19 protein-coding genes and 3 tRNA genes are annotated in these 18,259 nt (G+C 60.9%); 12 read left to right on the top strand and 10 right to left on the bottom strand.

What is annotated here, in order from left to right; translation table 11 throughout:
* Nucleotides 1-104 precede the first annotated feature (104 nt).
* Complete coding sequence (locus tag ACYQ01_RS00175) at nt 105-347, top strand: hypothetical protein (protein ID WP_459931821.1); 243 nt, start codon at nt 105-107, stop codon at nt 345-347.
* Nucleotides 348-455: 108 nt separating this feature from the next.
* Here the strand turns inward: ACYQ01_RS00175 and ACYQ01_RS00170 are convergent.
* Nucleotides 456-532, bottom strand: a tRNA-Arg gene (locus ACYQ01_RS00170).
* A gap of 177 nt (nt 533-709) precedes the next feature.
* Entirely contained in the window at nt 710-1,600 is an 891-nt protein-coding gene (locus ACYQ01_RS00165; RefSeq protein WP_459931820.1) for a LysR substrate-binding domain-containing protein, read from the bottom strand.
* Between the two features lie 133 nt (nt 1,601-1,733).
* Here ACYQ01_RS00165 and ACYQ01_RS00160 point away from each other — a divergent pair, with 133 nt between their 5' ends.
* From ACYQ01_RS00160 to pth, 7 genes are all read left to right on the top strand, one after another.
* Nucleotides 1,734-2,516 carry a carboxymuconolactone decarboxylase family protein gene (locus tag ACYQ01_RS00160; protein WP_459931819.1) on the top strand — a complete coding sequence of 261 codons (783 nt, stop codon included), beginning with the start codon at nt 1,734-1,736 and terminating at the stop codon, nt 2,514-2,516.
* Between the two features lie 264 nt (nt 2,517-2,780).
* On the top strand, nt 2,781-4,205 hold the full coding sequence (locus tag ACYQ01_RS00155) for a Do family serine endopeptidase (RefSeq protein WP_459931818.1): 1,425 nt from the start codon (nt 2,781-2,783) through the stop codon (nt 4,203-4,205).
* Nucleotides 4,202-5,083, top strand: coding sequence for a 4-(cytidine 5'-diphospho)-2-C-methyl-D-erythritol kinase (gene ispE / locus ACYQ01_RS00150; RefSeq protein WP_459931817.1), 882 nt, complete (start codon nt 4,202-4,204; stop codon nt 5,081-5,083). The genes ACYQ01_RS00155 and ispE overlap by 4 nt, the downstream gene beginning before the upstream one ends.
* A gap of 26 nt (nt 5,084-5,109) precedes the next feature.
* Nucleotides 5,110-5,184: transfer RNA gene (locus ACYQ01_RS00145), tRNA-Gln, on the top strand.
* A 27-nt stretch (nt 5,185-5,211) separates the two neighbouring features.
* A complete protein-coding gene (locus tag ACYQ01_RS00140) occupies nt 5,212-6,165 on the top strand; it encodes a ribose-phosphate diphosphokinase (RefSeq protein WP_459933869.1) in 954 nt (317 codons plus the stop codon).
* Nucleotides 6,166-6,199: 34 nt separating this feature from the next.
* Nucleotides 6,200-6,799 carry a 50S ribosomal protein L25/general stress protein Ctc gene (locus ACYQ01_RS00135; RefSeq protein ID WP_459931816.1) on the top strand — a complete coding sequence of 200 codons (600 nt, stop codon included), beginning with the start codon at nt 6,200-6,202 and terminating at the stop codon, nt 6,797-6,799.
* Between the two features lie 70 nt (nt 6,800-6,869).
* On the top strand, nt 6,870-7,499 hold the full coding sequence (pth, locus tag ACYQ01_RS00130; protein WP_459931815.1) for an aminoacyl-tRNA hydrolase: 630 nt from the start codon (nt 6,870-6,872) through the stop codon (nt 7,497-7,499).
* Between the two features lie 163 nt (nt 7,500-7,662).
* Here the strand turns inward: pth and ACYQ01_RS00125 are convergent, their stop codons facing one another.
* The gene (locus ACYQ01_RS00125; protein ID WP_459931814.1) at nt 7,663-8,022 is read right to left on the bottom strand and encodes a hypothetical protein; all 360 of its coding nucleotides are present in this window, start codon (nt 8,020-8,022) and stop codon (nt 7,663-7,665) included.
* 17 nt (nt 8,023-8,039) lie between these two features.
* On the opposite strand from ACYQ01_RS00125, the gene ACYQ01_RS00120 reads away from it, so the two are divergent.
* Nucleotides 8,040-8,552 (top strand): CarD family transcriptional regulator, encoded by a 513-nt coding sequence (locus ACYQ01_RS00120; protein ID WP_459931813.1) that lies wholly within the window; start codon nt 8,040-8,042, stop codon nt 8,550-8,552.
* A 437-nt stretch (nt 8,553-8,989) separates the two neighbouring features.
* Nucleotides 8,990-10,237 (top strand): transcription termination factor Rho, encoded by a 1,248-nt coding sequence (gene rho / locus ACYQ01_RS00115; protein ID WP_459931812.1) that lies wholly within the window; start codon nt 8,990-8,992, stop codon nt 10,235-10,237.
* Nucleotides 10,238-10,438: 201 nt separating this feature from the next.
* Here the strand turns inward: rho and ACYQ01_RS00110 are convergent, their stop codons facing one another.
* The 7 genes from ACYQ01_RS00110 to ACYQ01_RS00080 all read right to left on the bottom strand — a co-directional run bounded on the left by ACYQ01_RS00110 (nt 10,439) and on the right by ACYQ01_RS00080 (nt 16,714).
* Nucleotides 10,439-12,454 carry a tetratricopeptide repeat protein gene (locus ACYQ01_RS00110; protein WP_459931811.1) on the bottom strand — a complete coding sequence of 672 codons (2,016 nt, stop codon included), beginning with the start codon at nt 12,452-12,454 and terminating at the stop codon, nt 10,439-10,441.
* An 83-nt stretch (nt 12,455-12,537) separates the two neighbouring features.
* Nucleotides 12,538-13,260: an FAD-dependent thymidylate synthase gene (gene thyX / locus ACYQ01_RS00105; RefSeq protein WP_459931810.1), complete on the bottom strand. Its 723-nt coding sequence runs from the start codon at nt 13,258-13,260 to the stop codon at nt 12,538-12,540.
* Between the two features lie 3 nt (nt 13,261-13,263).
* Nucleotides 13,264-14,226, bottom strand: coding sequence for a Holliday junction branch migration DNA helicase RuvB (gene ruvB / locus ACYQ01_RS00100; protein ID WP_459931809.1), 963 nt, complete (start codon nt 14,224-14,226; stop codon nt 13,264-13,266).
* Complete coding sequence (ruvA, locus tag ACYQ01_RS00095) at nt 14,223-14,834, bottom strand: Holliday junction branch migration protein RuvA (RefSeq protein WP_459931808.1); 612 nt, start codon at nt 14,832-14,834, stop codon at nt 14,223-14,225. Before ruvA ends, ruvB begins: the two co-directional genes overlap by 4 nt.
* The gene (ruvC, locus tag ACYQ01_RS00090) at nt 14,831-15,340 is read right to left on the bottom strand and encodes a crossover junction endodeoxyribonuclease RuvC (RefSeq protein ID WP_459931807.1); all 510 of its coding nucleotides are present in this window, start codon (nt 15,338-15,340) and stop codon (nt 14,831-14,833) included. Before ruvC ends, ruvA begins: the two co-directional genes overlap by 4 nt.
* Before the next feature lie 12 nt (nt 15,341-15,352).
* Nucleotides 15,353-16,099: a YebC/PmpR family DNA-binding transcriptional regulator gene (locus ACYQ01_RS00085; protein WP_459931806.1), complete on the bottom strand. Its 747-nt coding sequence runs from the start codon at nt 16,097-16,099 to the stop codon at nt 15,353-15,355.
* Nucleotides 16,100-16,714, bottom strand: a complete 615-nt coding sequence (locus ACYQ01_RS00080; RefSeq protein WP_459931805.1) for an RlmE family RNA methyltransferase — start codon at nt 16,712-16,714, stop codon at nt 16,100-16,102.
* A gap of 205 nt (nt 16,715-16,919) precedes the next feature.
* On the opposite strand from ACYQ01_RS00080, the gene ACYQ01_RS00075 reads away from it, so the two are divergent.
* Both ACYQ01_RS00075 and ACYQ01_RS00070 read left to right on the top strand, forming a co-directional pair.
* Nucleotides 16,920-16,995: transfer RNA gene (locus ACYQ01_RS00075), tRNA-Ala, on the top strand.
* Nucleotides 16,996-17,327: 332 nt separating this feature from the next.
* Nucleotides 17,328-18,257, top strand: a complete 930-nt coding sequence (locus tag ACYQ01_RS00070; protein ID WP_459931804.1) for an amidoligase family protein — start codon at nt 17,328-17,330, stop codon at nt 18,255-18,257.
* The last annotated feature ends 2 nt before the right edge of the window (nt 18,258-18,259 follow it).

Raw genomic sequence — 18,259 nt, 5'->3', positions numbered from 1 at the left:
CGCCTTCGCAAAGCTGGTTGTTATTCTTTGACAATCCGTCCACCGTGGTTATTGAGATACCAATTGCACCGCACAACACCCTTTCACTCTTGCAGGAGGCTGGGATGATCCCGCGTGAACTGCCCACGACAGCCATGATTGACGGAAGATGTTATCAACTCGATTGGACCGTGAGCGACAACAGCGACGGTTTTATTGCCATTGTCAGCCTGAACAACCCCATCGACGAAAACACGGATCTCTCCGGCGTCAGTGTCGAAAAGGCCATATCGTGCGGGCCAATAGAAGGGATCGACTCCATCAGCGCGCATGAAGACGGTGAAGTGGTCCTCTATGTCCGCGCGTAAACGGTCGAACGCTTTTTCCGAGTGGGCAGGCCCGTTTGGCTGTCCACCCGGAGAGGGTGAAGGTCCGCCCTGTTCCTGGCTGGCTTGATGAGAAGAGAAGAAAAGGAGTGGTGACCCCGGCAGGAATCGAACCTGCGACACCCAGATTAGGAATCTGGCGCTCTATCCTACTGAGCTACGGGGCCACACGAATCGCGAGAGACACTCTACAGACCTGCGGATGAAACCGCCCGCTCTCGCGCGAACGTCCTGCGCGCGCGAACCACACGCATCACTTCGCGGAAAGCTCGCCTTCGCGAGGCGAACTCATTTCGTATAATTCCTTCGAGATCCCGTCAAGGCGAAAGAGGACCGGCGACCGCTCAGGCCGGTTGAGCCACCTCCAGAAGTGTGGACACGAAATTTCCGGTCAACGGCGCGATCTGCCCGTCCGGCCAAACACATCCGATTTCCACGAAGGGCAAGCCCGCGCCCAAGGTCCTGAAAACGACCCCTTCCCTGCCGGAACGCCGTGAGGATTCGGGAACGAACGCCACTCCCAACCCGGCGGCCACCAGGGCCAACATGGTTTGTTTTGCGGCCGCCTCCTGCACGATATGCGGCGTGAAGCCCGCCCTCCGACAGTGGTCGAGCATGCTGTCGTGCAGCGCAGGCCCCAGGTCGCGAGGCATCCAGATCATGGGGAGCCCGGCCAGGGCGGCCAAGGGAACGCATGGCGTCTCGGCCAGGGGATGCCCCAAGGGCACGGCCAACACGTACGGCTCCCTGACCAGCAGTTTGCCCCGCATTCCGTCCGGCACGGGGCCGAAGAGTCGCACCACCCCCACTTGCAGACGACCGGCAGCCAAGGCTTCGAGCTGATCCCGGGTCCCCATTTCCGCCAGTTGCAGGACCACATGGGGATAGCGTTCCCGAAAGGCGCGGATGGCCAAGGGCAACGGCCCGTCCAGGGCCGGACGAACCATCCCCACGCGCAAGGTCCCTCCCGCGCCTTGCACGGCGCGACGGACGGCCTCTTCCAGACGCGCGTCGGCTTCCAGCACCCGGCGCGCTTCCGCCTCCAGGACCCGGCCGGCCTCGGTCAAGCGCACGTTGCGATTGTCGCGTTCGAAAAGCCTGCCGCCAAGATCGTCTTCCATGGACCGGATCAACTGGCTGAGCGGTGGTTGGGTCATGTTGAGCCGTTTGGCCGCGCGTCCGAAATGCAGCTCTCCGGCCACGGCCAGGAAGGCCCGGAGTTTTCGCAATTCCATGATTCAGACATACTCCGAATCAAAAACACTTGAAAGATATATTGTACATATAAAAAGCCCCGAAGTACTCCGCATCGCATAGCGCGCCGATCGGCCCACCCCGGACCACGCGACGCCAACAAGGAGAACACGCATGACCGAGAATCGCCGCCATGCCAAAGGCGCGGCCCTTCTGGCCGCACTGGACCCCAACGCCCTGGCCGATGTGGAGCGCGCCGTGGGGGGCCTGGCCCCGGACCTGGTGCGGACCATGGTGGAGTTTGCCTACGGGGACATCCTCTCCCGACCGGACCTTGACGTCCGATCGCGGCAGATCGCCACGGTGGCCGCCCTGGCCGGACTGGGCAACGCGCCGTCCCAACTGCGCTTCCACATCGGCGGGAGCCTGAACGTGGGCGTGACGCCCGAAGAGATCGTGGAGGTGATGTACCTGACGGCCGTGTTCGCGGGCTTTCCCGCCGCGCTCAACGGACTGTTCGCCGCGCGGGAGGCCTTTGCCGCCAAAGGAGTCACGCCCGGCCGGCAACAGCCCCCTTCGTCCGACACCGGGGAACGCCGCCGACGTGGCCAGGCGGCCCTGCAGGCCACTAGCGGCCAAGCCGGCGTCGACGTGCTGGAGAGCCTGCGCGCACTGGCCCCGGACATGCCGGATTTCCTGCTCGAATTTTCCTACGGCGACGTGATCGCCCGCCAGATTCTCTCCCCCCGCCACAAGGAAATCGCCATGATCGCCGTGTGCGCCGCCAGAGGCACCATGCGCCCGCAGTTGATCGTCCACCTCAAGGCCGGTCTGGCCGTGGGCCTGAGCCGATCGGAGAGTGTCGAAGTCCTCATGCAAATGGCGGTCTACGCCGGATTTCCCGCGGCCCTGAACGCCCTGGACGCGGCGCGTGAGGTTTTCGCCGAGAACGATTGAAAGACGACGCGCCATGGCGTGTAAACGCGTCGTCCCCATCCCCTCGCGAAGCCGCGGGCTCCCGGCATGGCCATGCCTCCGGGAGCCCGCGGGCCCTGCCCCGCCCCAGGGAAGCCCCGCCAACACCTGTCTCTACGTGATGGATTTTCCCCCCCCGAACGACCCGGCCCGCGCTCCAGGGCCTCCCGTGCGCCTGTTTACTTTCCGACGACCGCCTGTATACAAAGGAGATCAAACGCGCTCGCGCGCTCCCAGGAGCCCTTGATGTTTCGGTCTCTCGTCGCCTTGTGGTCCGTCTGCTTCGTCCTGGCGTCCTCCCCCGCATGGTCGCGCGTCAACCTGCCCGACTTTTCCGAACTGGCTGAAACGGCCGGATCGGCTGTGGTGAACCTTTCCACCGTGCGCACCGCCAAGACGCAAAACAGCGTACGCGAATTGCTGAAAAAGCATCCGCTCGGCGGCTCCGTGGACGACTTTCTCGACCAGTTTCAGCGTTTCTTCAAGGAGGACGACGAGTCCAAACGACAGCGCTCCATGGGGTCGGGTTTTCTCATCTCCAAGGATGGCTACATTGTCACCAACAACCACGTGGTGGAGGACGCCCAGGAGATCAAGGTCAGCCTGCGCGGAACGGAGAAGCCCCTTGAGGCGAAACTGGTGGGCCGCGACCCCGAGTTGGACTTGGCGCTGGTCAAGATAGACGACGGCTCCGACTTGCCGTTTCTGGAATTCGGCGATTCCGCCGCCCTCAAGGTAGGGGCCTGGGTGGTGGCCATCGGCAACCCCTTCGGGCTGCAAAATACGGTCACCGCCGGCATCGTGAGCGCCAAGGGCCGGGTGATCGGGGCCGGCCCCTTCGACGACTTTCTCCAGACCGACGCGTCCATCAACCCAGGCAACTCGGGAGGGCCGCTTTTGGACCTGGACGGCAAGGTGGTGGGCATCAACAGCGCCGTCGTGGCCTCGGCCCAGGGCATCGGGTTCGCCATTCCCGCGGACATGGCCAAACAGGCCGTGGCCGACCTCATGGCCCGCAAGGAAATCAAACGCGGCTGGCTTGGCGTCACCATCCAAAACGTGGACGAGGCCTCGGCCAAGGCCCTGGGCATGCCCGAGGCGCGCGGCGCGCTGGTTTCCTCGGTTATGGAGGGGGAACCCGCCGCCAAGGCCGGCGTGCGCGTGGGCGACGTGATCCTGGCCATGGGTGGGCGCCCCGTTCGGGACGCGGCCGGCCTCCTGCGCGCCGTGGCCGGGCTCAAGCCCGGAGGCGAGGCCGAATTGACGGTGTGGCGCAAGGGTGTCGAAGAAAAGCTCACCGCCACTCTGGGGCAACGCGAAATGTCCAGGAAGAGCAAGGACCCCGAAGAGCGGCCCGCCAAACCCGAGACGCACCCCAACGTTCTGGGCCTTTCCCTGCGCTCCCCGAGCGCCGACGAATCCGAGGACGCCGGCATCCCGGCCGGCAAGGGATTGCTGGTCGCGGGAATCGATCCGGACGGACCGGCCTCGGACTCCGCCGTGCGGGTCGGCGACATCGTGCTTGAAGTCAATCAGGTCCCGGTGGGATCACTCAGGGAGTTCGAAACCGAGGTGCGAAAACAAAGCAAGGAAAAGGGCGCGGTCATGCTCTACATCCGGCGCGCCAAGCGCAACCTTTTCGCCACACTGCTCGTGGAGCCGACGAAATGACACAAGCCCCCGCGCCTCCCGTGATTTTGCGCACGCGCTGCAAGATCAACCTCTTTTTGAAGATTGTCGGCGTCCGACCTGACGGCTACCATGAGTTGGTCACGCTTTTTCATCCGGTGAGTGAACCGCACGACATTCTGAAGGTGCGCCCCGAGCAATCCGGCCGCGGCCTGGTCCTCACCTGCTCCGAGCCGGACCTGGCCGGGCCGGACAATCTCGTGGCCAAGGCTTACCGGGCTTTTGCCGCGCGCACCGGATCGGCCCCGGACCTGGGCATAGAACTCATCAAGGGCGCGCCCTCCGGGGCCGGCCTGGGCGGAGGCAGCGCCGACGCGGCCGCCGTGCTCCGCTACCTGAACGACACCGCCGAAGACTTCGCGCTGTCCGAGCCCGAACTTCGCGCCCTGGCCGCCCGCCTGGGAGCGGACGTGCCGTTTTTCCTGGGCGAGGGACCGGCCTGGGCCACGGGCGTCGGCGAACGGCTTCGGCCCGTGGACAACATGCTGCGCGGTTTTTTCGTGGTGATCGCCAAGGGAGACGAAGGCGTCTCCACGGCCTGGGCCTACCGGGAATGGGACACCCTGGCGGAGTCCCGGACGGGGCGAAATCCCCTCTTGACAACGCCCCCTGGCCCGTCTACAGAGCCGTTTTGCGTTTCGGGAATGAGAGTCGCCAACAGCTTCGAGGCCGTGATTTTCCCGGCCCGACCCAAGGTACGGACCCTCAAAGAACGCCTGCTCGCCCTCGGAGCCTCGGCCGCCGCCATGAGCGGCTCGGGCGCGGCGGTCTTTGGGCTCTTCAGAAGTCGGGACCGGGCCGAACAGGCCGCGCAGGCCCTTGAGGCCCAAAGCTTTGACGTCTGGACGAGCGCACTGTGATTCCCGTCGATGCGGACTTTGCGAATTGGGGTGTCGCCAAGTGGTAAGGCACGGGGTTTTGGTCCCCGCATTCGAGGGTTCGAATCCTTCCACCCCAGCCAATATTTTCTTAAGCGAAGGGCATGCCAATGGGCGCCAACGGCGATTTGAAAATCATAAGCGGCAACGCCAACCGCGAACTGGCCGCAGCCATCTGCGATCACCTGGGTTGCATGCTGCTGCCCTCCATGGTGGACAAGTTCAGCGACGGCGAGATTCGGGTGGAAATCGGGGCGAACGTGCGCGGTTCCGACGTGTTCGTGGTGCAACCGACCTGTAACCCGGTCAACTTTCACCTCATGGAACTGTGCCTGATCCTCGACGCGCTCAAACGGGCCAGCGCTTCGCGCGTCACCGCCGTCGTGCCCTACTACGGCTACGCCCGTCAGGACCGCAAGGTCGTGCCCCGCGCTCCCATCAGCGCCAAGCTGGTGGCCGACTTTCTCCAGGTGGCGGGCATGCACCGCATGCTGACCATCGACCTGCACGCCGGGCAGATCCAGGGATTTTTCAACCTTCCCGTGGACAACCTCTACGCCATCGACATCCTGGCCGACTACGTGCGGCCCCTGGGATCGGACCTGCTGGTTGTCTCGCCCGACGCCGGCGGCGTGGAACGGGCCAGGGCTTTCGCCAAGCGCCTGAATACCGGGTTGGCCATCATCGACAAGCGTCGCGACGCGCCCAACCAGGCCCAGGCCATGCACGTCATCGGCAATGTCGAGGGCAAGAGCTGCGTGGTCTGCGACGACATGATCGACACCGCCGGCACCATGGTGCAGGCCGCCACCGTGCTCATGGAAAAGGGCGCCAAGGAAGTGCTGGCCGCGGTGACCCACCCCGTGCTTTCGGGGCCGGCCATCGACAGGCTGTGCGAGTCGCCCTTCACCCAGGTGGTGGTCACCAACACCATCCCGCTGTCGCCCGCCGCCAAGGAGTGCCCCAAGATCCACGTGCTCTCGGTGGCCGGACTGCTGGCCAAGGCCATCCACAACATCCACACCGAATCCTCGGTGAGCGTGCTTTTCAACCGGACTTCGTAGGTTCGCCGCCAGGCGCGAAAAGGAGATACGAGACATGAAAGAACAACTGAGCCTCACCGTCCAGGCCCGCGCCGAAAGGGGCAAAGGGGCCAATCGTCGCCTGCGCGAAAGCAAAATGGTTCCCGGAGTCTACTACGACGACAAAGGGACCAATATCGCCGTCATGGTGGCGGACATGCCCTTCCGCAAACTGTTCAAGAAAGTCGGGGCCTCGCGCGTTTTCGACCTGATCATCCAGAATGGACAGGAAACCACCACCCACCCCAGCCTGGTCTGGGTTCTGAAGCAGCATCCCTTCAAGAATCAGGTGGAACATGTGGATTTCTACGGCGTCGATCCCAACAAAGAGGTCCGCGTCGACGTGGCCGTGGTGATCAAGGGCAAGGCCAAGGGCGTGGCCGTGGGCGGCAAGCTCGAAATCTACCGCGAAGCCATTGAATTGACCTGCCTCCCGGCCGCCATTCCCGACGAAGTGACCGTCGACGTGAGCGGGTTGGACATCAACCAGCACGTGAGCGTCAAGGATATCGTCTTGCCCGAGGGCGTGCGCGCGATCTTCGACCAGAACTTCGCCGTGGTCGGCGTTGTGGCTCCCGAAGCCGAAGCCGAAGAGGAAACCGCCGCCGAGGCCTAGAAGCGACATCACCGCACGAACTTTTCCGTGTCCGGGGTTTTTACGGCCCCGGACACGTTTTTTTCTCGCCATGCCCCCCAAATTTCTCATCACCGGTCTGGGCAATCCCGGCCCCAAGTACGCCCGCACCCGCCACAACCTGGGGTTTATGGTGGCGGATGCCCTGCTTTCCAAGGGGCGGACCCAGGCAAAATCGTTCGGCAAGGATTGTGAGCTGGCCACCCTGCGCCTGCCAGGCCTGGCGGAGGAAGTGTTCGTGCTCAAGCCCCAGACGTACATGAACCTTTCGGGGCACGCCGTGGCCAGGGTGCTGGGCTACTTCAAGCTGGACCCGGCCAATCTGGTGGTGCTGCATGACGAGCTGGATCTGCCCTTCGGCCGCATGAAACTCAAACGCGGCGGGGGTACCGCCGGGCACAACGGTCTGAAATCGATCGTCGCCGACATCGGACGCGAAGACTTCGTGCGCCTGCGCCTGGGCATCGGCCGCCCTCCGGGACGCATGGAAGTGGTTTCCTACGTGTTGCAGGACTTCGGCCCCAGGGAGCACGAGCACCTGCCCGAAGTGGTGGACGAAGCCGTGGAGGCCGTGCGGCTGTTTTGCATGCAAGGGCTGGAGGCGGGCATGCGTCGGGCCGGCGGCTTTCGCTTGAAGCTCGACGAGGACGAAACTCCCCCGCCCCGCTCCCCCCGGGAGTAAAACTTTTCCGGCGCATGGGCGCCCGTCGTTCGGTCACGTTACGCTACGCCTGGCCTTGGCGAGCCCTGCTTCCGGCAATTTCGCCGGGACCTGCCGCCTTTTCGGGGCTTCCCCTCCCTGGGCGATCCATGCGGCTGGCGCCGCCTACGGCTAGCAGCCCGCCCTAAAAGTCGATTCTTGCAGCCTGTTCAAAAAACTTGCTGGCAAGGCGCGAGAAAAAGTCAAGCCCGAAGCGTAGTTGGCATCCGTTGCGGGTTTGAGTTTCTCGCAGTAACGCAGCCAGCAAGGATTTTTCAACAGGCTGCCACGGAGTCCGTTCGGAACCGCCAAGGGAAAAGTCACTTTCACGGCGCTCGTTTGTCCGAGAGGGATGGACTCTTTTTCTCCTTTGCTGTAAATAGTCGTGGAAGCCGAGGTGTGTCCCTTCCGTTTCGGGCGCAACCCAATCGCCACAGGTTGACCGCCGCTCTTGGGCGCGGAGTTTTTTTAAACCGCGCAGGTTCTTTCTCTGTATCGCGGCCACGTAAGGAGTGTTCTAGGGTGTTTTCACTGGACGAACTGGTGGTATATCCAGCACAGGGTGTGGGAAAAGTCGAGCGCATCGAAACCCAGACCGTGGGTGGACAGGACGTGTCTTTTTACATCGTCCGCATACTCACCAACAACGTCACGCTCATGGTCCCCGTCAAGAATGCCCATAACGTGGGCCTGCGGCAGGTCTGCGGCCGCGAAGAGGCCGAAGCCATACTCGAATCGCTCAAGGACCGCTCCACCTTCACCGGCTACACCGGCCAAAACTGGAACCGCCGCTACCGCGAGTATTCCGAAAAACTCAAGAGCGGCAACCTGGCCGACGTGGCCTACGTGCTCAAAGAGCTTCTGCTCATCGGCGGAGGGAAGGAACTCTCCTTCGGCGAACGCCGCCTGCTGGAACAAGCCACGGGACTGCTCACTCTTGAAATCGCCTACGCCCTGAACATCCCCCAGGACGACGTGAAAAATACCATAAACACCCTCTTCGAGGACGTCATCAAGCCGAAATTGCCCGAATAACGTGGCATCAGATACTTTTTTCACGAGCCAATGGAAAGCCCCTTGACACTCTCATGAAATGAGCTATGGAGCGTTTGGGCAAGCCATCTTGCATTCCCAACCACGCACCGGCTACTGTAACGACAAAGCGAATACATCCAACACGCGTAGCGGAACATTCGTAAACCTTCTGTCAGGATTTGGTGTTGCCTGTCGGAATGGTTTGCATGGATAACGATACGTTCGTCAGCTTGAAAACCGGTTATGTCTTCCGGTCCTGTTTTAACCAGTAGAGCAGGTCCCCGCTTCGTCACATCAACGATGCGTCCGGATTCCAGCACAGAGCGGACACTCTCCATCATCCGGGAACCATACCCGGCGGCTCTCTACAGCACCATCATACGACCTTGGGCTGGCGACGCTCAAGGCATGCCCTCAACACTCTAGCGGAGTCCCTGATGAATCTCTCCGACCTCAAACTCAAAAGCATGTCCGAACTCATGGAGCTGGCCGGCCAGTTCAACGTGGAAAACCCCAGCGGCATGCGCAAGCAGGAACTCATCTTCGCCATTTTGCAGAACTGCGCGTCGCAAAACGGGTCCATTTTCGGCGAAGGCGTTCTCGAGATCCTGCCCGACGGCTTCGGTTTTCTGCGCTCACCCATGTACAGCTACATGCCGGGGCCTGACGACATCTACGTTTCGCCCTCCCAAATCAGACGATTCGGACTGCGCAAGGGCGACGTGGTCTCGGGGCAGATCCGCCCGCCCAAAGAGGGGGAACGCTACTTCGCCCTGCTGCGGGTCTCGGAAATCGGATTCCAACCCCCGGACGCCTCCAAACACATCGTACTCTTCGACAACCTCACCCCGCTCTATCCCAACAAACGCATCGACATGGAAAACGGCGACAAGAATTACTCCTCGCGGGTAATCGACCTGCTCGCCCCCATCGGTTTCGGACAACGCGGTCTTCTGGTCGCCCCGCCCCGAACCGGCAAAACCATGCTGCTGCAAACCATCGCCAACTCCATAAACGCCAACAGCCCAGACGCCTATCTCATCGTCCTGCTCATCGACGAACGCCCCGAAGAAGTCACCGACATGGAACGCACCGTGCGCGCCGAAGTGGTCAGCTCCACCTTCGACGAGCCGCCCCAGCGTCACGTGCAGGTGGCCGAAATGGTCATGGAGAAGGCCAAGCGCCTGGTGGAGCGCAAGCGGGATGTGGTCATCCTGCTCGACTCCATCACCCGCCTGGGCCGCGCCTACAACGCGGTGACCCCCTCTTCGGGCCGAGTGCTTTCCGGCGGCCTGGACGCCAACGCCCTGCAACGGCCCAAGCGCTTCTTCGGCGCGGCCCGCAATCTCGAAGAAGGCGGTTCGCTCACCATCATCGCCACGGCGCTTATCGACACCGGCTCGCGCATGGATGAAGTGATCTTCGAAGAGTTCAAAGGCACCGGCAACATGGAAATCTACCTGGATCGCCATCTTTCGGAAAAACGCGTGTTCCCGGCCATCGACATCAACCGGTCCGGCACCCGCAAGGAAGAACTGCTGCTTGCGCCGGAACAGCTCAACCGCGTGTGGATTCTGCGCAAGTTTCTTGCGCCCATGAGCCCCATCGATTCCATGGAATTTCTGCTCGACAAGATGCGCGGCACCAAAAGCAACGCCGAATTCTTGAACATGATGAACCGCTGATCCGTTTCATCCGTCGACTCCGCACGGGGAGGCCGCAAGGCCTCCCTTTTTTTTGCTGGATCAGAAATTTTCAGGGGAAAGCCCGGACACGGAAAGAAAGGCCCGTCCGGTCAACCGCCCGCGGCGGCCAGGTAGCGAACTCACGCCGCGGTCACGAACGCCGTGTAGCAGTACGAATTCGTGTGTCATCTGAACACGACATCACGCGGGAGGGACGCGAAGAGCCAAAAACGAGGACCGATACTTCGCGGAAAACATGTGATCCATGGAATAGAAGCACACGGTTTCCGCTCCTGTCGCCAACGCCAGCTTCAGGATCTCAGCGTAGTCGGAAAGGTCCAGAGCCGAAGCCAAAACGATGCAGGAGTCATAAGCGGCTATTTCAATCGTTTCGCGCAAGGCCGAAAAATCGCGGGTATGGATGTATCGAGACGACGGAAAGGCGATAGGGTTGTCAACCAGGGTGTAGTCAGACGCCCTGCCGCTATCGAAATTGCTCACCAGGTCAAAGCGCTCCTGCGAAGTGGACAAGCACTTGCGGTAGAGGGAATCAAACACCATATCAGGCCCGCTTTTAATCACCAAACACTTGCCAAGACTGAGTTGGTCAAAGGACAAGGAGTCGTTTGCCCGGTATAGTTCTTCAATAAGACTATCCTTGTAATGCATGGCGCTCTTCTCACAAAGCTCCAGCGCACGCTCCTTTTGGCCCTTTTCGTAATGGTAGACAGCAATTTCCCTTGCCAGGGCCGCACCAAAGCACGACCCCTGGTAGCTCTCGACAAGTATCTCGAACTTTTCGATATCCAGAGCAAACTCTCGTGAAAGCCTCTCCGAGACAATGAGCATGGAGATGGCGGGAAGATACAAGGGCGTCTGGCTCAATATCTTTTCGAACAACAGCTTCGCCTGAGCGACGTTGTTCATTCTGAAGTAGGCAAGAGCCAGCATGTAATATATTCGCACATTATTTACATCAATATCGTCCGCATAGGACTTACAAATATCGACTACGTCCTCATGCGCTCCAACATCATTCAAGCAGCACAGAAGCATTTCAAGCAAATGCTTCTCTCCCCGATACTCCACTGCGGCCTGCCGAACAAAACCCTTCATCTTGTCTGTGTCGACCCCGGAATACGCCTTGATCAACAAGCACAAATTCTCGAAATAAAAACCGTACATTCGTGAATCCGAGGGGAGCATGGCATGGCTGGAAAAAACAGCCCAGTTTTCTTCAGCCAGCACGACGGCCTCATCGAGCCTCCCCATGCGCAAGAGAAGATCGACATACGTATGCACGTTTCGAAACGGCGCGATGGAATGTAATTTCTTCAAAAGCTCTAGAGCTTCTTCAAGCCCTCCCAACCGTTGCGCCAAACTTTGCAGCGAGTATGCTGAACCTTCAAAATCGTCAGCGGCCTTTATTGCCAGAACCTTGCTATACTTTTTATACACGTTGTTATCAATGTCACAATCCACATATGAATATAACTCATGATGCTTGACAACCTTCTTTTGCCTGTTCCCCCCACCCGTCCGTTCATTCTGATCCAGTCGAGAAAAAAACTCTTTTGTTGCGACCTCGTAGAGAAGAAAATCCTGAGCATTGGCGTCCATAAAATACTCAAGCGTTTTCTTTTTCATCTCTCCATACGTTTTATAACTCGCCTTGTTTATTTCATAGACAGGAGAAGTGTTATTTGTTTGCAAAACATTTGCGATATGGTCAAGCGATGTTTCAAAATACTCGGCGATACCAAAGCAACAGTATGTTTCAAGCAGTCTTTCTTTTGCCTTTTTGAAATCGCCATTCCCAAGCCAACGAACAAGATAGTTCGGTTGGATGTTCAATATGAATGAATCAATATCTTCATACGGCTCTACAAGACATTTCTCAACATAGTACACATAATTTGAGACAACCCTTTTCAACGGATTCCGTATCATGGTAACATATGCCGAGCGAAATTCATCAGGAAGGATGCTATGGGCTCCGTAGGCTTCATGTCCACAGACCAACCTTCCGTCAGACGTGGTATAGCTCGACAGCTTCAAAAAACCGTCGCGAGAATAGGAGCACAAGGGAGCCGATGAAAGCTCATCGCACAGCCATGTAAACAGGCTGCTTCCGGCGCATTTGATGATATGGTCAAAGATTATGATGGTTTTATCGTCAATGCTTTCCCGATGTGCTCTGGTGATGAGCCCGCTCATTTCCAGCCTCCAAAGATACAGTAACGGTCATCGCTCGACGCCATCGCGTTGCACGACGTTAAAGACATTCACCGCCCGTTTTTCTACCTCGGCTTATAGCGTCCGCAGCAGAACTTCTCGCTTTCGGGACAATAGCCCAACCGCTCGCACTTGGCCCCGGCCGTGTCGAACACTTCGGGCAGCGCCTGGCGGCAGAGCGCGAGCATGCGTTCGGCCATGGCCCGGATCTCCCACTGGGCGCGATTGCAGCAACGCAGTTCAAAAAAATTGAGAAGCGACCGGCAATTCATGGTCACCACCACCCGGGTCTGCGCGGCCTGGGGCAGCACGAACCGGGCGTCCTCCTTGGCCTGATGGCCTCGGCCGTCCGCTTCGAGCAAGGCCTTGAGGTCCCGATAGGCCGCCCCCACTTCGTCCATGAAGGCCTCGAACCGGGCTCTGGCCTCGGGATTTGCCGCAATGGCGGGGGGCATGACGTAATCGAAGTTCGAGGCGTCCACATAGCGTTGGGACTGCTGCGAATACGAGGCGATGCGGTGGCGCACCAATTGGTGACTAAGCGCCCGGGACACGCCCTCCACGGCGAAGGTGAAGCTCACATGCTCTATGGGGCTCACGTGGCCCGAGGCGATCACTTCGGCGACAAAATCCGCCTGCCGGGTCCGGTCTATTTCGCCGGCCAGCAGTCTGGGCCACATGTCCCCCACAAAGCCGGCGTGGTAACACTGGCGAAAAGCCGCATAGATCACGGCCAGAGGTTCCGGGGTGTGGGCCAGCAGACGCACGTCGAGTTCGGCTTGGGGCATGGTTCAACTCAGGGGTTGGCGTTTCAGGTGCTGATAGGCCCGGGCGGTGGCCACCCGGCCGCGCGGAGTGCGCTTGATCAGTCCGCACTGAATGAGAAACGGTTCGTAGATGTCTTCCAGGGTGCGCACTTCCTCGCTGCAAGCCACGGCCAGGGTCTTGACCCCCACCGGGCCGCCGCCAAACTGTTCGATCAGGCACGAAAGGATCTTGCGGTCCATCTGATCCAGGCCATGGGGGTCCACATCCATGCGGGAAAGGGCCTGCCGGGCCAGCTCGGCTTCGATGATCTCGGCCGCGTTGACCACGGCGAAGTCGCGCACCCGGCGCAAGAGACGACCGGCGATGCGCGGTGTGCCTCGGGACCGCTTGCCGATTTCCATCGCGGCTTCCTCGCTCAGGCGTACGCCCAGGATGGACGCGGCGCGCGTGACGATGCGTTGCAACTCTTCGGGAGAATAAAAGTCCAGGCGGAAAATGACCCCGAAACGGTCCCGAAGCGGAGAAGTCAGCAGGCCGATGCGGGTTGTCGCCCCCACCAGGGTGAAGGGTTCGAGTTCGATCTTCACGGTGCGCGCGCCCGGCCCCTGTCCAATGATCAGGTCAAGCTTGTAGTCTTCCATGGCCGGATAGAGAATCTCTTCCACGGCCGGGGGCATGCGATGGATCTCGTCGATGAACAAGATATCGTGGCGGCCCAGGTTGGTGAGAATGGCCGCCAGATCGCCGCCGCGTTCAAGCACCGGCCCGGTGGTGGTCACCAGGTTGACTCCCAGTTCCGAGGCCATGATCTGGGCCAAGGTGGTCTTGCCCAGGCCCGGCGGACCGTAAAACAGGGTGTGGTCCAAGGCCTTGCCCCGCTCGGCGGCCGAGTGCAGATAGACCTTGAGGTTGGAGCGCAAATCTTCCTGGCCGATGAAATCGTCCAGCCGACTGGGGCGGATGGTGTCCGATGCGGATTTGGTCATGACTTGGCCTGGGCCAGACGTTTCAGGCACAGCCGAAGCGCCTGGGCCACGTCGATGTCGGGTTCCTCGGTGAAAATATCCCGCAGAATCGGTCCGGCCTGGGCTTCGGCGTAGCCCAGGTTGGTGAGGCCGGCCAGGGCGTCCCGAAAGACCTGCCCGGCCGGGGTTTCTCGCTCGGGCGCGGCGCGGGCCGGCAGGCCCAGGCCGTCCAGGGCGTACTTGAGCTCAAGGATCATGCGCTGGGCGCTCTTCTTGCCGATGCCCGGAACCGTGGCCAGGGCGGCCACATCTTCTCGGGCCGCCACCTGGGCCAGTTGCTCCACGGAAAAGTTCGAAAGCATGGCCATGGCCGTCTTGGGGCCGAGCTTGGGCACGCCGATCAGGGCCCGAAAGGCCTCCCGCTCAAGCCGATCGGGAAAGCCGAAAAGCTCGGAGCCGTCCTCCCGGGTCTGCACATGGACGTAGAGCGAAACCTCCTCGCCGATCAGGGGCAGTCCGGCGGCGGCCGGGGCGGTCAGGGACAGCTCGTACCCCACGCCGCCGCCCGTGAGCACCAGGCAACTCCGGGCGGATTTTTCCCGCAAGACCCCGTGCAGGTAGGCGATCATAAGACCCCGCTCAAACGTTTGAAGCGCCGTTGATTCAAGTGGCACACGGCCACGGCCAGGGCGTCGGAAGCGTCCGCGGCCACGTGGATGCGACATCCCAGCACCTGGTTGACCATGAAGGCCACTTGGGTTTTCTCGGCTCGCCCCACGCCGCACAGGCTTTTTTTCACCAGGGAGGGCGCATAGGCGTGCACCGGAAGTCCGGCCACGGCGCAAGCCGAAATGGCCGCCCCCCTCGCCTGCCCCAGCTTCAGGGCCGAGGCCGCGTTGCGCGCCACAAAGACGTCTTCCACGGCCGCCTCAGCCGGGCCGTGCAGGGCGATCAGCCGTCCGACCTCGGAAAAGATGGCCCCGAGCCTGGCGGCCACGTCGCCCAATCGCTCCACCCGGATCACGCCGGCGCCGACCAGGCTCAGCACGCCCGAACGCTCGCTCACCACGCCCCAGCCCGTGTTGCGCGAGCCGGGGTCCAGCCCCAGGACCACCAGAGGGTCGTTGTGCTCCATGCCCGCGCGGTCCTAGCCCAGTTCGGCCAGAAGCTCCTCGGGCAACTCGAAGTTGGCGTAGACTCTCTGCACGTCGTCGTTGTCGTCCAGGGCGTCCATCAGGCGCATGAGCTTGCGGCCGGTTTCGGCGTCCACGTCCACGGTGGTCTTGGGCACCATGGACACCTCGGCCGATTCCACGGCCACGCCAGCGCTTTCGAAAGCCTGGCGCACGGCTTCAAAATCCTCGGGAGGACAACTCACTTCCCAGCTGTCGTCCTGGTCGGTAACGTCTTCCCCGCCGGCCTCCAGGGCGGCCTCCATGGCCTGGTCCTCGTCGTATTTGTCGCGGGGCAGATTGATCAGGCCCTTTTTTTCGAACATCCAGGCCACGCAGCCGGATTCGCCCAGGGATCCGCCGCCCTTGGAGAGAATGTGGCGAATTTCGGCCACGGTACGGTTGCGGTTGTCCGTGGCGGCTTCCACCAAAATGGCCACGCCGGAGGGTCCGTAGCCTTCGTAGACGATCTCTTCAAAGGCCGCTCCGCCCAGTTCGCCCGAGCCCTTCTTGATGGCCTGGTCGATCTTGTCCTTGGGAAGGTTCACGGCCTTGGCCGCCGCGATGGCCGAACGCAGCCGGGCGTTGATGTTCACGTCGGAACCGCCCGCCTTGGCCGCCAGCATGAGCTCTTTGGTGACCTTGGTGAAGACCTTGCCCTTCTTGGCGTCCTGGGCGGTTTTCCGTACCTGAATGTTCTTCCATTTGCTGTGTCCTGCCACTTACGATCCTCCGATTGGGCGAGTTTGGCCGGTGAAACCCAGGCCGACGATGAATATTTCGAAGCTTTCCGATCTGGAGCTTTTCGGTTTCGCGGTTTTTACCTTGGCGAAGTCGGGGCGCATGGCATCCAAAAAGGGTTTGACATCCGGCCCCTGAAAGACCTTGGCGACGAAGTGGCCGCCGTGTACCAGGCAAGACCGGGCCAAGGCAAGGGCCTGCTCCACAAGTTCCAGGGAGCGGGCCTGGTCCGTGATGCGCGAGCCCGTGGTTTTCGGGGCCATATCGCTTATCACCAGGTGAAAAGGTTGGGTGGCTTCGATCAGGGCCATGCGCTCGGGGTCCGGCTGCAGGGCGTCGCCAACGAGAAAGGTGACGTTGGGAGCGAAGGCCGTATCCGTGGCCTTCAGATCGAGCGCGATGACCCGGCCGGAAGGCCCGACCTTCTGGGAGGCGTACAGTGTCCAGGAACCGGGCGCGGCACCCAGGTCAAGCACCTTGAGGCCAGGAGCAAACAATTTGAAGGCCTTGTCCATCTCCTTGAGTTTGTAGACGGACCGGGCCGGATAGTTTTCCTGCTTGGCTTTTTTGAAGTAATGATCATGGAGTTTTTTCATTGTTCCTCAGGGAAATAGTCTATCAAAAGAGCGTGCCTTCGCCAAGCCGTCCCGCTGTCCGAAGACCTCGCCCGCGCACGGGCCACGCTTTTTTCCGCAATCGACGGGGCCGGCGCATGTCCGCAACGTTTTTCCACGGATTGCCCAGAGACGGCGTTTGGCGCTTGACCCGGACCGGTAAAACGCCTACAAATCCTCTTCCTTCGGGGGCGTAGCTCAGCTGGGAGAGCACAGCGTTCGCAACGCTGGGGTCGAGGGTTCAAATCCCTTCGCCTCCACCAAAGATGTCGGCCACTTAGATGCAAAATCTGGGTGGCCGTTTTCTTTGGGCATACAGACCGGGCATACAAGCACCCTGTCACGGGACGGTACTGTAAGGCGGCGCGCGATTCGGCACTGATTGTAGCGCGACATTTAGTTTTGCATTTCGCGACATTTAGTTTTGACGCCGCCGGCAGGGGGGCCGGCGGCGTTGGCATTTGGCTTGCTACGCGCGTGCGCGAGACCCCATGTTTTTCGTCCGAAATAAATTAACCATTGGTTAATTTATGTTGACTCTTCCCCGCACCAGAGCGAAGGTCTTTTCAACGCAACGCGGGAAGGAGAAAACGAGATGGAACGGCGCTTTGGGGTTGAAATTGAGATCGCGGGAATTGCGCAGGAACGGGTCGAACGGGTGCTCACCCTGGTGGGGATAACCGTAACCCGCGAAGCCTACAACCACACGGCGCGCTCCCATTGGAAGATCGTGTCCGATTCTTCGGTCCGCGACGGTTTCGAGGTGGTCAGCCCGGTTTTGGAGGGAGAGGCGGGTATTGAAGAGCTTCGGACGGTCATAACCGCCCTGGACGACGCCGGGGCCACCATCAACAAGACCTGCGGCCTACACATCCACTTCGACGCCAGCGGGTTCACCTCCGACCACCTCAAGAACCTCGTTCTGCGTTACGCCATGTTCGAGGCTGAGATAGACGCCTTCATGCCCCCCAGCCGTCGGGGAGCCTCCAACCATTATTGCAATACGCTTGCAGACCTGGTCGCCTCCCCTTCCTTCCGCCAGGCCACCACGATTTCCGGGTTGGTCGCCGCCCAAGGCTCCCGGTACTACAAGGTGAACTTGCAGAGCTACCAGCGCCACGGCACGGTGGAATTTCGCCAGCACAGCGGCACGGTGAACGCCCCCAAGGCCATCAATTGGGTCCGGTTCTTGGACGCCTTTGTGGAAGCCTCGGCCTCGGAACTCCTTGAGGCAATCCAGCCCGCTCGCCTGACCGGATCGCAACGCCTGCTTTGGGAATTGATTCAGGCCGGATCTACGGTCGCCGAGATCCAGGCCGCCACGGGTTGGCAACCTCACACCCTGCGGGCCGCCGTTACCCGGTTGCGCCAGGCCGGGGTTCGGATCGAGCTTACCCGGCAAGGAACCGAGAAGCGCTACCGCGCAATCCCCACGGCCGGCGCTGCCGACGACCACGTTTACCGGGGAGTTGACCCGGCCGTTGAACGCTTTTACCGCAACCGGGCGGCCGTTCTGGCCGCCTAGGA

Source organism: Fundidesulfovibrio butyratiphilus, assembly GCF_054657235.1.
This window is presented reverse-complemented; position numbering and strand designations above follow the sequence as displayed.

What these genes read in the sequence shown, in the direction of transcription:
- ACYQ01_RS00175 (WP_459931821.1), top strand. Translation starts at nt 105, where the DNA reads ATGATCCCGCGTGAACTGCCCACGACAGCCATGATTGACGGAAGATGT.
- ACYQ01_RS00165 (WP_459931820.1), bottom strand. Translation starts at nt 1,600, where the DNA reads ATGGAATTGCGAAAACTCCGGGCCTTCCTGGCCGTGGCCGGAGAGCTG.
- ACYQ01_RS00160 (WP_459931819.1), top strand. Translation starts at nt 1,734, where the DNA reads ATGACCGAGAATCGCCGCCATGCCAAAGGCGCGGCCCTTCTGGCCGCA.
- ACYQ01_RS00155 (WP_459931818.1), top strand. Translation starts at nt 2,781, where the DNA reads ATGTTTCGGTCTCTCGTCGCCTTGTGGTCCGTCTGCTTCGTCCTGGCG.
- ispE (WP_459931817.1), top strand. Translation starts at nt 4,202, where the DNA reads ATGACACAAGCCCCCGCGCCTCCCGTGATTTTGCGCACGCGCTGCAAG.
- ACYQ01_RS00140 (WP_459933869.1), top strand. Translation starts at nt 5,212, where the DNA reads ATGGGCGCCAACGGCGATTTGAAAATCATAAGCGGCAACGCCAACCGC.
- ACYQ01_RS00135 (WP_459931816.1), top strand. Translation starts at nt 6,200, where the DNA reads ATGAAAGAACAACTGAGCCTCACCGTCCAGGCCCGCGCCGAAAGGGGC.
- pth (WP_459931815.1), top strand. Translation starts at nt 6,870, where the DNA reads ATGCCCCCCAAATTTCTCATCACCGGTCTGGGCAATCCCGGCCCCAAG.
- rho (WP_459931812.1), top strand. Translation starts at nt 8,990, where the DNA reads ATGAATCTCTCCGACCTCAAACTCAAAAGCATGTCCGAACTCATGGAG.
- ACYQ01_RS00110 (WP_459931811.1), bottom strand. Translation starts at nt 12,454, where the DNA reads ATGAGCGGGCTCATCACCAGAGCACATCGGGAAAGCATTGACGATAAA.
- thyX (WP_459931810.1), bottom strand. Translation starts at nt 13,260, where the DNA reads ATGCCCCAAGCCGAACTCGACGTGCGTCTGCTGGCCCACACCCCGGAA.
- ruvB (WP_459931809.1), bottom strand. Translation starts at nt 14,226, where the DNA reads ATGACCAAATCCGCATCGGACACCATCCGCCCCAGTCGGCTGGACGAT.
- ruvA (WP_459931808.1), bottom strand. Translation starts at nt 14,834, where the DNA reads ATGATCGCCTACCTGCACGGGGTCTTGCGGGAAAAATCCGCCCGGAGT.
- ruvC (WP_459931807.1), bottom strand. Translation starts at nt 15,340, where the DNA reads ATGGAGCACAACGACCCTCTGGTGGTCCTGGGGCTGGACCCCGGCTCG.
- ACYQ01_RS00080 (WP_459931805.1), bottom strand. Translation starts at nt 16,714, where the DNA reads ATGAAAAAACTCCATGATCATTACTTCAAAAAAGCCAAGCAGGAAAAC.
- ACYQ01_RS00070 (WP_459931804.1), top strand. Translation starts at nt 17,328, where the DNA reads ATGGAACGGCGCTTTGGGGTTGAAATTGAGATCGCGGGAATTGCGCAG.